This window comes from Pseudoalteromonas sp. SWXJZ10B (assembly GCF_015864475.1).
In the GTDB taxonomy this organism is placed as follows: Bacteria; Pseudomonadota; Gammaproteobacteria; order Enterobacterales; family Alteromonadaceae; genus Pseudoalteromonas; species Pseudoalteromonas arctica.
In genome coordinates this window covers 1-15,985 of sequence record NZ_JADYXD010000038.1, presented here as the reverse complement: position 1 = coordinate 15,985, position 15,985 = coordinate 1, and the positions used below count along the sequence as shown (strand labels likewise).

The following is a 15,985-nucleotide window of genomic DNA, read 5'->3' as shown; positions in this document are numbered from 1 at the left end:
AGTTAGTTTCCTAACTACGGATTTTGCATGATCGTTTGGATCGGTCAACCGGTCATTTTCTTAACTGATCGGCATTAAGCTAATTAGCTCCTTTTTTGCGAAGGAAAGAAAGGGAACATTTCTATCAAACATGACTCTTTTTTTAGGTGAAATTTATTAAGTAAACATTGGGCTAACAATCCCATTAGTCCAAAGCATAGCTGTTACAGCTAAAATAATAACCAGTAATATTAATCCACACGTTACTACCGAGCTGGCGTAAATAAAGCCGCGCTCTTCTGGGATATGCATAAGTATTGGTACGCCGGTGTAGAGTAAATAAACCGAGTAAGCCAGTGCAATAATTCCAATACACACTACAAACCAAAGTACAGGCCAAAAAGCGGCGAGTGCCGACATAAACACTGGTGTTGCAGTATATGCTGCAAGTTCAAGTGTTTGTGTAAATGTAGGTTTAGAGCCAAATGTAACCGCCATCCAATGGGCTAAATACGCCAATGCAAAAACACCCGCTATTAAAGCAAAATACATTGCACCTGCAATTAGCAGTGCACTATCGTGCGTTAAAAATACGGGATTGCCTGCACCTATGCTCCATCCTAAATAAACAGATGAGTAGTAGCCCATTATTGAAGGAAATAAAGCAATCAGTAAAATATGCGACAAACTATAGGTTAAACTTTCATGGCGATTATCTATTGTTTGCCATTCTTCAAGTGGGTGAGCATAAATGCCCCAGAGGTGATTTAGTATCATAGTACTTACTCCATAAAAGGAACGTATTATTGTTTTGGTTGATTTATTTTTATACAGTCTATGTACAGTTATGGTTCACTTATTTTGCAAAGTCAAGTTAACTCGTTATTAACATTTAGACGCAGATAAGGGCTTTGATTTATCCCAAGCAAAATTTCGTGTTAAAATAACGGTCTATCAAATTTATTTAGTAATGAGCAGTCAACGTGTCACATAGCCAACTTTTAGAGCCGATTAATAACTTTTTATTGTGTACCACCCCAGAGCAATGGGTGGAGCAAGCAATTAAAAAAGAAAACTTATCAGTCATTTTAATAGATCACTTAATTTGTGAATTAAAAGCAGCTCAAAGTGCGATGTTTTTAATACGTAAATACGCGGTAGATAAAGAGGGTAGTGATGCATTACTCGAGTGGCTAAAGCCATTTGAAACGCTTATTTACAAACGAGAAGGGAATTGGCGCGATCTGGCTGCTAAAAATAAGCTCACTAAATCAATAATTCCTAAATCGAGTTCTCCATACGGGCAAGGTCTAATCGATAAAATGGTTTTGCTGATAAAAGAAGAGCTGCATCACTTTTATCAAGTGCTCGAAATTATGGACGAGTACGGTGTTGAGTATCAAAGTATTACACCATGTCGTTACGCAAAAGGTATGCTTCGTCATGTTAAAACGTTCGAGCCCGATGCATTAGTCGATAAGCTAATAGTAGGCGCTTATATTGAGGCGCGTTCGTGTGAGCGTTTTGCAAAGCTTGCACCGCATGTTGACAAACGTTTAGGTGATTTTTATATTTCGTTGCTACGTTCAGAAGCGCGTCATTACCAAGATTATTTAACTCTAGCGCAAGAAATTGCTGATTTTGATATTACCGATCGCGTAAACTTTTTTGGTGAAAAAGAAAAAGAGTTAATTTCGACAACCGATACTGATTTTAAATTTCACAGCGGTGTTCCCACTGTTTAAATACCCTCATTTTCTTTTAAAAAATTAATATATTCTGCTATTTTCTGATTGCTGAAATTATGTTTTTTCATAATTTTAGCAATGCGTCCATTTTTAGTTATTATATCAATTCCTCTATTAAATTTTTGTAAGTATTCTTTGGCTCTATAATTTGATTTAGAGACAACTAAATATAGTTTATGAGAAGCAAGATCTGGCGATAAGTACTCAATATTATTATCATCTGAATCTTCGGTTTTAGTGTGTTCAAGCCAATAATTTCCAACCTCTTTAGTACCCGCGACTAAATCAATACGCCCTTGTTGTAGTAAATATAAGCTTGTAGGAAGGCTTTTAGTGGACGTTATTGCCAGCTCCCTATTTCTAGCAAACTCTTGGCTTACAAAGGCATTGTCTTCTGTGCCAATACTATAAGGTGTTAATGATTGAACTGTACCATCGAAACTAATAACACTCTCTTTTCGTTTGAAAACTCCTGAGTGAGCAACTGCAAGTGGACGAGAGTAGTAAAAAACTTCATTTCTTTTTAATGAATAAAAAGCACCTAAAATAGCGGTTTTTCTGTTTTTTTCTAATAGCTTTAAAGCGCGATCCCATGTCGTGAATTCTGGTTCGCTATTAATACCTTGCGTTTTAAGCGCTGATTCGGCTATTTCATATAGCCAGCCATTACTAGGTAGGTTTTCGCTAAAATAGGGAGGGTAGTTTTCTGTAACAATTTGCCATGTTTGCTTGCTAAATACTTGTGTAGGAATGGCAATTACTACGATGAAAATTAACAGCTTAATCATTCAACCTCTCACTATTATTCATATATATAGATAAATAATAGTCAGAATTTTAAATTATGCGAAAGGCGTGCTAATTAATTCTTGTGATTGAGGGGTAACGACTAAATAAGAGCCTTGGGTATACCAGTCACCTAGCACTGTGCGAGTAAGTGTTTGTTCATTAACTTTATACGTATGAACATTAGGGCGGTGAGTATGACCATGAATCATATTCGTAACGTTATGTTTGGCAAAGGTGGCAAGTACAGCCTCATCGACAACGTCTAAAATTTCGATAGGTTTATCAGCTTGGCTTAACTTACTTTTTTCGCGGGCATTACGCGCTATTTTTTTACGATACCAAAGCGGCATTGCAAGCATCAATTTTGGCCACCACCAACCACGGCTCTTTTTACGAAAGTTTTGATATTCAGTGTCTTGAGTGCACATTTCGTCGCCATGTAAAATAACGGTAGGCGTACCATATAAGTCAATGACTGTTTGCTCATCAAGTAATGTCATTGCGGCCATGTCGGCATATTGCTTGCGCATAATGAAATCACGATTGCCATGTATAAAATAAACAGGTGTGCCACCATCATTAACGGCGCTTAAATGTTTTGCTACATCGGCACTCAGTGCAGTAATGTAGTCATCTCCAACCCATACTTCAAAAAAATCACCCAAAATATAAAGTGCATCTACATCTTTATTTAATATATGTGTATTTAAAAAGTCAAAAAATGCAGCGCTAATGTCGGGGCGGTTTTCGCTTAGGTGTAAATCTGCAATAAAGTAAGTTTGGCGAGTCATAGGTCAGTCTATTCTAGTTTTAAAAAAACGGGCATATACTAATAGTACACACCCGCTTATATACTCACATAATATGAGTAAACGTTACTAGTTAACAGTAACGCTTTCGATGATCACATCTTCAAGAGGTACGTCTTGGTGAAAACCAGTACTACCTGTTGCAACTGCTTTAATCTTATTTACTACGTCCATGCCTTCTACTACTTCAGCAAAAACACAATAACCCCAACCTTGCGATGTTTCGCTGCTGTGGTTTAAAAAGTCGTTGTTGTTCACGTTAATGAAAAACTGTGCTGTAGCTGAATGAGGATCAGGTGTACGTGCCATAGCTAAAGTACCTACTTTATTAGACAGGCCGTTATTAGCTTCATTCTGAATTGGGTCGTTTACGTCTTTTTGTTCCATACCTGGAACAAAACCACCGCCTTGAACCATAAAACCATCGATTACACGATGAAATATAGTGCCGTTGAAAAAATCAGCATTTGCATACTCTAAAAAGTTTTTAACTGTGTTTGGAGCTTCTTTCTCAAACATTTTAATGGTGATGTCACCAAAATTAGTGTGTAGAACAACCATGTGTTTTCCTATATCCGGTTTAAATATTGGCGCTATTTTATCGTAGTTGGCTAAGATTAACAAAGTAGATGTTTGGTTTGTTATAAAGCGCTAGAGCAGGGGCTTTTCAAGTGGTAACATAACTGTTCAAGTAAATAGTCAAGGACTCAAAGTAAATGGTAAATATATACAACACACTCACGCGACAAAAAGAGCAATTTAAACCTATGGTCGAAGGAAAAATCGACATGTATGTGTGTGGTATCACCATTTATGATTACTGTCATATTGGACACGCACGTACTTTTGTTGGTTTTGACGTTATTGTGCGCTACTTACGTCATATTGGTTACGATTTAAAATATGTGCGTAACATTACAGATATCGACGATAAAATAATTAAACGTGCGAACGAAAATGGCGAGTCAATAAACGACTTAACTGTGCGCATGACTAAAGCAATGCATGAAGATTTTGATAGCTTAAACATGCTGCGCCCTGACGTAGAGCCAACAGTTACAAGCCATATGGACGAAATTATCGTTATGGTTAAACGTTTGATTGAAAAGGGTCATGCTTATGTTGCTGCCGACGGCGATGTATTGTTTGATGTATCAACGTTTGAGCAATACGGTGCGCTTTCTCAGCAAGATTTAACGATGCTGCAATCAGGTTCTCGCGTTGAAGTAGCGCAAGACAAAGACGATCCACTTGATTTTGTTTTATGGAAAAAAGCAAAAGCAGGTGAGCCATCATGGTCATCACCGTGGGGTGAAGGGCGACCGGGTTGGCATATCGAATGTTCGGCAATGAGCTCAAAGCATCTAGGTGAACATTTTGATATTCACGGTGGGGGTTCTGACTTACAGTTTCCACATCATGAAAATGAAATTGCGCAATCGTGCTGTGCCAATAACGGCAAGTATGTGAATACATGGATTCATACTGGCATGGTGCAAGTAAACAAAGAAAAAATGTCTAAATCGTTAGATAACTTTTTTACTGTACGTGAAGTTTTAAAAGCATACGATCCTGAATCTGTTCGTTACTTTTTAATTTCAGGCCATTACCGCAGCCAACTAAATTACTCGCAAGAAAATTTAGACCAAGCGCGTTCATCACTTGAACGTATTTATACAGCGCTTCGTGATGTAGAACCTGTAGAGTGTGATTTAGAAGGCAATGAGTTTGTTGCTAAATTTAGAAAAGCAATGAATGACGACTTTAATACACCAGAAGCACTACCTGTGTTGTTCGAACTTGCTAAAGAGTTAAACCGCGTGAAAGACACTGATGCAGGTCAAGCTGGCAAATTAGCGTTTATACTGCGCAGCCTTGGTGAAGTGCTAGGGGTTGCTCAACAAGCACCGGAGGCTTTTTTACAAGGCGGACAAGATGACGACGAAGTTGCGACAATTGAAGCATTAATTGTAAAACGTAATGAAGCACGTGCGAGTAAAAACTGGGCTGCTGCTGATGAAGCACGTGATGCGCTTAATGCGTTAGGTGTAATACTTGAAGATTCAGCCGGTAAAACAACGTGGCGTAAAGCATAAGCGTTTAAAATAATACACGTTAAACTAAAAAAGGGTTGCCAAATGGCAACCCTTTTTAATTTTTTAACAGCTTAGCTGTGATATTTCTCACACGCTTCAAGTGTGTTTTCAATTAAGCTAGCGACCGTCATCGGGCCAACGCCACCTGGTACAGGTGTAATAAAATGCGCTTTTTGTTCAGCCACACTGTATTGAACATCACCAACTAATTTACCCGTATCTAAACGGTTAATACCCACATCGATAACGATAGCGCCTTCTTTTATCCAATCTCCAGGTATAAATTCAGGTTTACCTACAGCCACAACTAATAAGTCAGCGCGGCGAACATGCGTTTCTAAGTCTTGAGTAAACTTATGGCACACTGTGGTAGTACAACCGGCTAATAAAAGCTCTAGCGACATAGGACGACCAACAATGTTTGATGCGCCAACGACAACTGCATGCATCCCTTTATAACGTACACCCGTTGAATCAAGTAATGTAATTATACCTTTTGGCGTACATGGACGAAGCGCAGGCATACGCTGTGCTAATCGACCAATGTTATATGGATGAAATCCATCAACATCTTTATGTGGGGTAATGCGTTCTAAAATCTTTTCAGCATCAAGACCTTTTGGCAGTGGTAACTGCACTAAAATTCCATCAACTTCGGCATCATTATTTAGCTCGTCAATTAAATCTAAAAGAGTTTGCTCTTGTGTGTCTGCTGGTAAATCAAATGATTTAGAGATAAAGCCTACTTCTTCACAGGCTTTACGCTTTGAACCAACATAAACTTGGCTTGCAGGATCAAGTCCTACAAGTACTACTGCAAGTCCTGGTGCACGTAAACCATTTGCTACACGTTCACTTACGCGTTCTGCTACAGCGCTACGTACTTGTTTTGCGATTGCCTTACCATCAATGATGTTTGCCGTCATGGGTGACCTTTAATTGGGGTTAATTAACTAGATACCGATACTCTAAAAACGAATGCATAATAAAATAGGGGTAAAAATGCTAATAAAGAAAACATACTCTTTATTTAACTCGTTTTATAATGTGCCTACTATTTTCGCAGAAAAGCATAGCAGCGCCAAGTTGCTTTTAATGTATATAACATTTGAGTTATTAAATAGTTTAAATTTCAGCCTACTATTGTAATATTTAACCATTGTGCACTAAAAATGAGCACTTGATTGGTTTTATTAAAAAAACGTTTGACCTAACCCCGTCAAATCACTATTATGCACCCCGTTGTCAACGAGGTCACTCGCTAACAATAATAAGTTTCGGCGATTAGCGCAGTTTGGTAGCGCACTTGGTTTGGGTCCAAGGGGTCGCAGGTTCAAATCCTGCATCGCCGACCATTTTCTTAAAATGGTCTTAAACTCTCAGTTTAAGTGTTCAGTATGAAAAAAGAAGTTAACTCTTCAATGTCGGCGATTAGCGCAGTTTGGTAGCGCACTTGGTTTGGGTCCAAGGGGTCGCAGGTTCAAATCCTGCATCGCCGACCATTTTCTTATCTAATAAGAATAATAAGTAAATTCCTCTAAGTCATAAATCTAAATCTGTTAGCCTATAATTCTATTAAATAATTTCTACTTTAATCCATTCAATGCCTAGTTAGCCTGTTTTTTATTCAGTTAGTCTCTATAGTCCCTTATCTAGTCCAAATAATTGCCCCCTATACTCGACTATCATAAATATTAGGTTATAATGCCGCGTCTATTGTTTAACATAGTGCCCGAAGGGCAAAGCAGCAATGGTATCTCATGGTAGCGACGGATGCTTTTAAGTGTGAAAAACCGCTTAAACTTTATCAAGACTCATGCAGATCACTTTGTTTGTAAAGGAAGGCGAACAGTCGCCAAAATTGAATATTGAGGTAAATCATGCAAGTTTCTGTTGAGACGACCCAAGGCCTTGAGCGCCGTATAACTATCACCGTTCCTTCAGAGAACGTTGAGACCGAAGTAAAAAAACGCCTACAACAACTGTCAAAAACACAGCGTATAGATGGTTTCCGTGCTGGTAAAGTTCCAGTATCTGTAATTAACAAGCGTTTTGGCCCTGCAGTTCGTCAAGAAGTTGCTGGCGAAGTAATGCAACGTAATTACATTGAAGCAATCGTTTCTGAAAAAATCAATCCAGCTGGCGCGCCTACATTCGCACCTAAATCACTTGAAGCAGGTAAAGATTTAGAATTCTCAGCAACGTTTGAAGTTTACCCTGAAGTTGAAGTTCAAGGTTTAGATAAAATTACTGTTGAGAAACCAGCGGTAACAGTGACTGACGAAGATTTAGCTAACATGCTAGAAACACTTCGTAAGCAACACGCAGCGTGGGCTGATGTTGATGCAGCTGCTGGCGAAAACGACCGTGTAACAGTTGATTTCGTAGGTACTATCGACGGTGAAGTATTTGAAGGCGGCAAAGCTGAAGACTTCCCATTAGAACTTGGCCAAGGTCGTATGATCCCAGGTTTTGAAGATAACATCGTAGGTAAAAAAGCAGGCGAAGAAGTAGTTGCTGATGTAACTTTCCCTGATGATTACCACGCTGAAAACTTAAAAGGTAAAGCGGCTCAATTCACTATCACAGTGAAAAAAGTTGAAGCGCAAGAATTACCAGAATTAAGCGAAGAGTTTGCAACTAAATTCGGTGTTACCGAAGGCGGCGTAGACGCGCTTAAAGAAGAAGTTAAAAAGAACATGACACGTGAGCTAGACCAAGCGGTTAAAGCAAGCGTTAAAGACCAAGCAATCAAAGGTCTTTTAGCTAACAACGAAATCGAAGTGCCTAAAGCACTTGTTGATCAAGAAGTTGATGCTCTACGTCAGCAAGCAGCTCAACGTTTTGGCGGCGACGCTCAAAACATGCCAGAGCTTCCAGCTGAATTGTTCCACGAGCAAGCTGTAACACGTGTTAAAACTGGCCTTTTATTAGGTGAAGTGATTAAAGCTAACGAGATTAAAGTTGATGACGCTAAAGTTGAAGCATTAATCGCAACGGTAGCTTCTGCATACGAAGATCCAACTGAAGTAGTAGAATACTACAAAGGTAATGATCAACTTATGCAGCAAATGCGTAATGTAGCAATGGAAGAGCAAGCTGTTGAAGCTATTTTAGCTAAAGCAGTTGTTACTGATGTTGAAAAAGCATTTGATGACATCATGAATCCACAGCAAGGTGCTTAATAAGTCATTGACTTAAGCTCTCGCTAACGATTAAATGGCTCGTGCTACTCTGTTTATACAGCGTGCCCGGGCCATTTTAGTTTTTGGCTCTAAATTTGCGAAAAACGATAACTATGCTTCCTTATAATAAGGATAAGTATAAGCGCATAAGGAATTAAATAAGTATGAATACTGGTATTACAGATCCCCTAAATGCATTGGTCCCAATGGTTGTTGAACAAACACCGAAAGGCGAGCGCTCGTATGATATTTATTCGAGATTATTAAAAGAGCGTATTATCTTTTTAACAGGTCAAGTTGAAGACAACATGGCAAATCTGATTTTAGCGCAAATGCTATTTTTAGAATCAGAAAATCCTGATAAAGATATCTTTTTATACATCAACTCACCAGGTGGTTCAGTAACTGCGGGTATGGCTATTTACGACACAATGAACTTCATCAAACCAGATGTAAGTACAATATGTGTAGGTCAAGCTGCAAGCATGGGTGCTTTTTTACTTACTGCTGGCGCTAAAGGTAAGCGTTTTTGCCTACCAAACTCACGTGTGATGATTCACCAACCATTAGGTGGTTTCCAAGGTCAAGCATCTGACTTTGAAATACATGCTAAAGAAATTCTGTCTATTAAAGATAAGCTTAACCGCTTAATGGCTGAGCATACAGGCCAACCATTAGATATTATCTCTAAAGACACAGATCGTGATAACTTTATGAGTGCCACGCAAGCTGTAGATTACGGCTTGGTAGACTCTGTGTTTACAAATCGCGACAAAAAGTAAGCGCTTGGCGAACAGGATTGCCTGTTTGCCACTTTGAGTTACTATGCGAAAACCAATAAATTTTGGTATAGTTAAAGCGTATTGAAATAGCCGCCAACAGTTTTGGTGGCCAACGTAATAAAATGAGGTAGCTGAATGTCTGACACTCCTACAGACGGCGACAAAAGTAATAAATTGTTATACTGCTCTTTTTGTGGCAAAAGCCAACATGAAGTGCGTAAATTAATTGCAGGCCCTTCAGTATACGTTTGTGATGAATGTGTAGAGTTGTGTAACGATATTATCAGGGAAGAGATCAAAGACATTGCTCCTAAGCATGATACGTCTGACAAACTACCTGTACCAAAAGAAATTCGTAAACACTTAGACGATTATGTTATTGGTCAAGATCATGCTAAAAAAGTATTGTCTGTTGCCGTTTATAACCATTATAAACGCCTACGTAACCAATCGACTAAGCAAGACATTGAATTAAGTAAAAGTAATATTTTGCTTATCGGCCCAACAGGTAGTGGTAAAACATTACTTGCAGAAACATTAGCGCGCCTACTTGATGTGCCGTTTACTATGGCCGATGCCACTACATTAACCGAAGCAGGTTATGTAGGTGAAGATGTTGAAAACATCATTCAAAAGCTTTTACAAAAATGCGATTACGATGTTGAAAAAGCGCAACGTGGCATTGTTTACATTGATGAAATTGACAAAATTTCTCGTAAATCAGATAACCCGTCAATTACACGTGATGTATCGGGTGAGGGCGTTCAACAGGCGCTACTTAAACTGATTGAAGGCACCGTTGCTTCTGTTCCACCGCAAGGTGGTCGTAAACATCCACAACAAGAGTTTTTACAAGTAGATACGTCTAAAATCTTGTTTATTTGTGGTGGTGCATTTTCAGGCCTAGATAAAGTAATTGAGCAACGTAGCCATAAAAATACCGGTATCGGTTTTGGCGTTAGCGTAAAAGAATCTGCGGCGAGTCGTTCTTTAAGTGAAACTTTTAAAGACGTAGAACCAGAAGATTTAGTTAAATACGGCTTAATTCCTGAGTTTATAGGTCGTTTGCCAGTAGTTGCTACGTTAACAGAACTTGACGAAGCTGCTCTTGTGCAAATATTGAGTGAACCTAAAAACGCGATTACTAAACAGTTCTCAGTATTGTTTGGTATGGAAGACGTTGAACTTGAGTTTCGCGATGATGCCTTAGCTGCGATTGCCCACAAAGCAATGGAGCGTAAAACAGGTGCACGTGGTCTTCGTTCAATCGTTGAAGGTGTGTTACTTGATACTATGTACGAACTTCCTTCAATGGATGACGTAAGCAAAGTGGTTATTGATGAAACCGTTATTAAAGGTGAGTCAGACCCAATCTTGATTTATGAAAATAATAAACAAGATAAAGCTGCATCAGAATAGTTTTTAAGCTATTTGAATGAAAAAAGGAGCCTTAGGCTCCTTTTTTTATAATTAATTTAATCGAGTATGGGAAAATTGTTGAACTTTAATTAGGTTATCCCCATATACTTGAGTAATCTTTAAAATAAATGAAGTGCGAAGAGAAACTATAATGACGCTTGAGAGAACCGACCGAGTCGAAATCCCAGTCCTTGCACTGCGCGATGTTGTGGTATACCCGCACATGGTGATCCCGCTTTTTGTTGGCCGTGAAAAATCAATAAAATGCCTAGAAGCGGCAATGGACAAAGACAAACAAATTTTCTTGGTTGCACAAAAAGATGCAACTGTAGATGAACCAGAGCAAGATGATATTTATCGTATCGGTACTATTGCCACTGTACTTCAGTTATTAAAATTACCAGACGGTACAGTTAAAGTTTTAGTTGAAGGTACACAGCGCGCACAAATTGAAGAATTTGTAGATAACGATGACTTTTTTGTTGCTAATGCTCAATTTATTGAATCTGATTCGGTAGATGAGAAAGAACAAGATATTTTTATTCGTAGCGCAATTAGCCAGTTTGAAGGCTATGTAAAGCTAAACAAAAAAATTCCACCTGAAGTACTAACTTCAGTTTCAGGTATTGATGAGCCAGCACGCCTTGCCGATACAATGGCAGCCCATATGCCGCTTAAAGTACCTGAAAAGCAAAAAGTGCTCGAAATTTCAAGCGTTACAGAACGTCTTGAATATTTAATGGCATTAATGGAAGGCGAAATAGACTTACTGCAAGTTGAGAAGAAAATTCGTACCCGCGTTAAAAAGCAGATGGAAAAGTCTCAGCGCGAGTATTACCTCAATGAGCAAATGAAAGCCATTCAAAAAGAGCTGGGTGAGCTTGACGATGTACCTGATGAATTTGAAGCACTTAAAAAACGCATCGAAGAATCGGGTATGCCAGCAGAGGCACAAGACAAAGCGACGACAGAGCTTAATAAGCTTAAGATGATGTCGCCAATGTCTGCAGAAGCGACTGTAGTGCGTTCATACATTGATACATTAATTAATGTGCCATGGAAAAAACGCTCTAAAGTGAAAAAAGACTTAGCGGGCGCGCAAAAAATTCTTGATAGCGATCACCACGGCTTAGATAAAGTAAAAGAACGCATTATTGAGTACCTCGCGGTACAACAGCGTACTAATAAGCTTAAAGGGCCAATTTTATGTTTAGTTGGGCCTCCAGGTGTTGGTAAAACATCACTTGGTCAATCTATTGCACGTTCAACTGGTCGTAAGTATGTTCGTATGGCGCTTGGCGGCGTACGTGATGAAGCTGAGATTCGCGGTCATCGTCGTACATACATTGGTTCGATGCCAGGTAAGCTAATTCAAAACATGACAAAAGTGGGCGTTAAAAACCCATTATTTTTGTTAGATGAAATCGATAAAATGTCATCAGATATGCGTGGCGACCCAGCATCAGCACTATTAGAAGTGCTTGATCCTGAGCAAAACAGCCACTTTGCCGATCATTACCTTGAAGTAGATTACGATTTATCTGATGTCATGTTTGTAGCAACATCAAACAGCTTCAACATTCCTGGCCCATTACTGGACCGTATGGAAGTTATTCGCTTATCGGGTTACACCGAAGATGAAAAGCTAAACATTGCAAAAGAGCACTTAATTACTAAACAAGTAAAACGTAACGGCTTAAAAGAGTCTGAAATAGTTATCGAAGATAGTGCAATTATTGGCATTATCCGTTACTACACACGTGAAGCGGGTGTACGTAACCTAGAGCGCGAAATTTCAAAACTATGCCGTAAAGCAGTTAAAAATATCTTACTTGAAAAAGACACTAAAACAGTGACTATCAATCAAGATAACCTAGAAGACTTTTTAGGTGTGCAACGCTTTGATTATGGTAAAGCTGAAGATGGCGACCGTATTGGTCAAGTTACAGGTTTAGCATGGACAGAAGTTGGCGGTGATTTGCTAACAATCGAATGTGCCGCTGTACCAGGTAAAGGTAAACTTACTTATACCGGTTCACTGGGCGATGTAATGCAAGAGTCGATTCAAGCGGCAATGACGGTAGTACGTAATCGCGCAGATACATTTCGTATTAATAGCGATTTTTACGAAAAACGTGATATTCACGTTCACGTACCTGAGGGCGCAACACCTAAAGATGGTCCTAGTGCGGGCGCAGCAATGGTAACAGGTCTTGTATCTAGCTTAACGGGTAACCCTGTACGAGCAGATGTTGCAATGACCGGTGAAATTACGCTACGTGGTGAAGTACTTCCTATTGGTGGCTTAAAAGAGAAATTATTGGCGGCGCATCGTGGTGGAATTAAAACAGTAATCATTCCAAAAATTAACGAACGTGACTTAAAAGAGATTCCAGAGAACGTGCTGGCAGGTCTTGATATTCACCCAGTTACTTGGATTGACGAGGTGTTAAAGCTTGCTTTAGTGCATCCTGTTGAGAGTTTTTCGGTCGAAACACCTAAAAACCAAGAAAAAAGCTAAAAAAAGTGCTTTTTAGGGCTTTTCAAATCTAAACGGTATGATAAGTTAAGCACTGGTTTTCAAGCCTAGCCCTTATGGGGCGTAGGCTTAAGAAAAATATAATCATGTGAGCATTAAAAGTTTGCTCTACAATTTTCAAAAAAGTGATGTTAGTTTAAAAAACCATCGCTCTTGATAATAACAATGAAAGAGGATGATATTGTGAATAAATCTCAATTAATCGATCAAATCGCAGCTGATGCTGACATTTCTAAAGCGGCTGCAGGTCGTGCACTAGATTCATTCATCGAATCTGTATCTGGCGCGCTAAAAGAAGGCGACTCAGTTGCACTTGTTGGTTTTGGTACTTTCTCAGTACGTGACCGTGCTGCACGTTCAGGCCGTAACCCGCAAACTGGTGAAACAATCCAAATTGCTGCTGCAACTATTCCTGCTTTTAAAGCCGGTAAAGCGCTTAAAGACGCAGTAAACTAATCACTGTTTTAAACACATTAGTTATGGCGAGTGCAAAGTTACTGATTCACCACAACAGATGAATTAAGTAACTTTACCGCCAGTTACTTCAAGTGAAAAAGCGTATCTGGTAAGATACGCTTTTTTTACATGTGACAAGGTAAAATACCTTGATCAAAAAGAGATAAACAAATGCTTGAGAAAATCAGAGAAGGTTCGCAAGGACCTGTAGCCAAAATAATTTTAGGCGCGGTGATTTTATCTTTTGCCTTAGCAGGGATCGGTAGTTACTTAGGTCAAACCACAGAACAACCCGTTGCTGAAGTAAATGGAATTAAAATTAGTCAAACCGATTTTAACCGTGCTTACCAAAATGAACGTAGCCGTTTAGAGCAACAATTTGGTGAATATTTTACACAAATTGCCGCTGATCCAAATTACATGGCGCAAATTCGCCAAGGTGTAGTTGACCGCTTAGTACAACAAGAATTGCAATCACAGCTAGCGGCTGATTTAGGCCTTCGCGTAAGCGACGAAAGTGTACGTAAAACAATTTTAGAACTACCGTACTTTCAAATTGGTGAAAAGTTTAATAACGATCGTTACTTACAAGTAATTCGTCAAATGAACTTTCAACCAGATGCTTTTCGTGAATACTTACGTAAAGATATGACACGTAGTCAGGTAGTATCTGCTGTTGCAGGTACAGACTTTGCCCTAGAGAGTGAGCTTAAAAGCGCAATTGCTCTGCAGCAGCAAACTCGTAGTATTGACTACTTAGTCATTAATAAAGAAGCGCTTGCCGCGGACGTAGAAGTATCAGAGCAAGAAGTGTCTGATTACTATGAGCTAAACGCATCACAATTTTTATCTCCAGAGCTTATTTCAGTAAGTTATATTGAGCTTAAAGCAGCAGATATTAATGTTGAATCGGTAACCGAGGATGACGTTAAAGCGTATTACGAGCAAAACAAAGCGCAGTACATAGAACCTGAAAAACGTCGCGTATCACATATCTTAATTGATAACAGTGAAGACGATGATGCAGCAAAAGAAAAAGCCAATGCACTTCATGCACAACTAGAGCAAGGTGCAGACTTTGCTGAGTTAGCACAATCATCATCTGACGATATCGTTAGTGGCGAAATGGGCGGCGACCTTGAATGGATTGAACGTGACGTAATGGACCCTGCATTTGAAGACGCGACTTTCGCACTGCAAAACAAAGGTGACATTTCTGAGGTTGTTGCTTCTGAGTTTGGTTATCACATAATTAAACTTACAGACATTCAACCACAACAAGTTAAAGCGTATGACGATGTTAAAGCTGACTTACGTGCTGAATTAGAACAAGCCGAAAAAGTAGATGCGTTTTACGAAAAGCAAACAGAAATGGGCGCACTTGCATTTGAAATTTCAGACCGCTTAGACGACGCTGCAGAAGTTGCTGAAGTGGAAGTTAAATCTACACCTCTTTTAGCACTTAATGCTCTACCAGAGCCTTTAAACAGCCCTGCAGTTGTAACAGCACTAACATCAGTTGATTTACTTGAAGATAAAGTAAACTCTGAAGTTATTGAGCTTGGTGAGGAGCATGCAATTATTGTTCGTATTAACGAGCATAAACCTGCTGCTACTAAAGCGCTGGATGAAGTAAGCGAGCAAATTAAAGCGCGTTTAGTTAATGAAAAATCATCTGAGCTTGCTAAAGAAAAAGCGCGTAGCTTATTTGCAGAGGTACAAGCAGGTAAGAGCTTAAACGATGTAGCAAACGAGCAAAGCTTGACGGTTCGTCAAGAAGCGCAGTTAACACGTCAAAGCTACACTGTTTCACCTGCTATTGTGACTCAAGCATTTAAAATGGCTCACCCAGCAGATTCTGCGGTAGTTGAGCTTGTTAATTTAAATAATGGTGATGCAGCAATTGTTGCGCTTAAGTCGGTAAAAGATGCACAAGTTGCAGCTAATATTGACCCTCAAGCAAAACAAAGCATTACTATGGCGCAAGCTAATAAAAACTACATGGTATTTATTGAAGCGCTTAAAGCCAATGCTGAACTTAACTTACCAACGGCTACACAAACTGTTGAATAATTAATTTTAGCTCATAAAGAAAGGCGCTTTTAAAGCTGTCTCTTATACACAAATCCCTGCTAAGAAATTAGCGGGGATTTTTTTGAACTAAATCTCAATGTCATGATCAG

The 15,985-nt window shown here is 39.2% G+C and carries 13 protein-coding genes and 2 tRNA genes; 10 read left to right on the top strand and 5 right to left on the bottom strand.

What is annotated here, in order from left to right:
- Window positions 1-156: 156 nt before the first annotated feature.
- Window positions 157-756, bottom strand: a complete 600-nt coding sequence (locus I6F54_RS19725; RefSeq protein WP_007580923.1) for a Yip1 family protein — start codon at window positions 754-756, stop codon at window positions 157-159.
- A 206-nt stretch (window positions 757-962) separates the two neighbouring features.
- Between I6F54_RS19725 and miaE the strand changes: the two genes are divergently transcribed.
- Complete coding sequence (miaE, locus tag I6F54_RS19720) at window positions 963-1,724, top strand: tRNA isopentenyl-2-thiomethyl-A-37 hydroxylase MiaE (protein ID WP_197142734.1); 762 nt, start codon at window positions 963-965, stop codon at window positions 1,722-1,724.
- Here miaE and I6F54_RS19715 read toward each other — a convergent pair.
- The 3 genes from I6F54_RS19715 to I6F54_RS19705 all read right to left on the bottom strand — a co-directional run bounded on the left by I6F54_RS19715 (window position 1,721) and on the right by I6F54_RS19705 (window position 3,886).
- The gene (locus I6F54_RS19715; protein WP_165741005.1) at window positions 1,721-2,515 is read right to left on the bottom strand and encodes a substrate-binding periplasmic protein; all 795 of its coding nucleotides are present in this window, start codon (window positions 2,513-2,515) and stop codon (window positions 1,721-1,723) included. The two genes, miaE and I6F54_RS19715, sit on opposite strands and share 4 nt — an antisense overlap.
- A 54-nt stretch (window positions 2,516-2,569) precedes the next feature.
- Window positions 2,570-3,307, bottom strand: a complete 738-nt coding sequence (locus tag I6F54_RS19710; RefSeq protein WP_007580929.1) for a UDP-2,3-diacylglucosamine diphosphatase — start codon at window positions 3,305-3,307, stop codon at window positions 2,570-2,572.
- 87 nt (window positions 3,308-3,394) lie between these two features.
- On the bottom strand, window positions 3,395-3,886 hold the full coding sequence (locus tag I6F54_RS19705; protein ID WP_197118722.1) for a peptidylprolyl isomerase: 492 nt from the start codon (window positions 3,884-3,886) through the stop codon (window positions 3,395-3,397).
- 155 nt (window positions 3,887-4,041) lie between these two features.
- Between I6F54_RS19705 and cysS the strand changes: the two genes are divergently transcribed.
- Window positions 4,042-5,421, top strand: coding sequence for a cysteine--tRNA ligase (gene cysS, locus I6F54_RS19700; protein ID WP_197118723.1), 1,380 nt, complete (start codon window positions 4,042-4,044; stop codon window positions 5,419-5,421).
- 71 nt (window positions 5,422-5,492) lie between these two features.
- Here the strand turns inward: cysS and folD are convergent, their stop codons facing one another.
- Complete coding sequence (folD, locus tag I6F54_RS19695; RefSeq protein ID WP_002958348.1) at window positions 5,493-6,347, bottom strand: bifunctional methylenetetrahydrofolate dehydrogenase/methenyltetrahydrofolate cyclohydrolase FolD; 855 nt, start codon at window positions 6,345-6,347, stop codon at window positions 5,493-5,495.
- Between the two features lie 352 nt (window positions 6,348-6,699).
- Here folD and I6F54_RS19690 point away from each other — a divergent pair.
- The 8 genes from I6F54_RS19690 to I6F54_RS19655 all read left to right on the top strand — a co-directional run bounded on the left by I6F54_RS19690 (window position 6,700) and on the right by I6F54_RS19655 (window position 15,875).
- Window positions 6,700-6,776: transfer RNA gene (locus I6F54_RS19690), tRNA-Pro, on the top strand.
- 70 nt (window positions 6,777-6,846) lie between these two features.
- A tRNA-Pro gene (locus I6F54_RS19685) sits at window positions 6,847-6,923 on the top strand.
- Between the two features lie 378 nt (window positions 6,924-7,301).
- Complete coding sequence (gene tig, locus I6F54_RS19680) at window positions 7,302-8,606, top strand: trigger factor (protein WP_007580935.1); 1,305 nt, start codon at window positions 7,302-7,304, stop codon at window positions 8,604-8,606.
- A 164-nt stretch (window positions 8,607-8,770) separates the two neighbouring features.
- The gene (gene clpP / locus I6F54_RS19675) at window positions 8,771-9,388 is read left to right on the top strand and encodes an ATP-dependent Clp endopeptidase proteolytic subunit ClpP (RefSeq protein WP_007580937.1); all 618 of its coding nucleotides are present in this window, start codon (window positions 8,771-8,773) and stop codon (window positions 9,386-9,388) included.
- 135 nt (window positions 9,389-9,523) lie between these two features.
- Window positions 9,524-10,807 (top strand): ATP-dependent protease ATP-binding subunit ClpX, encoded by a 1,284-nt coding sequence (gene clpX, locus I6F54_RS19670; RefSeq protein WP_002958344.1) that lies wholly within the window; start codon window positions 9,524-9,526, stop codon window positions 10,805-10,807.
- Between the two features lie 151 nt (window positions 10,808-10,958).
- Window positions 10,959-13,328, top strand: a complete 2,370-nt coding sequence (gene lon / locus I6F54_RS19665) for an endopeptidase La (RefSeq protein WP_024592760.1) — start codon at window positions 10,959-10,961, stop codon at window positions 13,326-13,328.
- 183 nt (window positions 13,329-13,511) lie between these two features.
- Window positions 13,512-13,802: an HU family DNA-binding protein gene (locus I6F54_RS19660; protein ID WP_157823336.1), complete on the top strand. Its 291-nt coding sequence runs from the start codon at window positions 13,512-13,514 to the stop codon at window positions 13,800-13,802.
- Between the two features lie 171 nt (window positions 13,803-13,973).
- A complete protein-coding gene (locus I6F54_RS19655; RefSeq protein ID WP_197142732.1) occupies window positions 13,974-15,875 on the top strand; it encodes a SurA N-terminal domain-containing protein in 1,902 nt (633 codons plus the stop codon).
- Window positions 15,876-15,985: the final 110 nt, after the last annotated feature.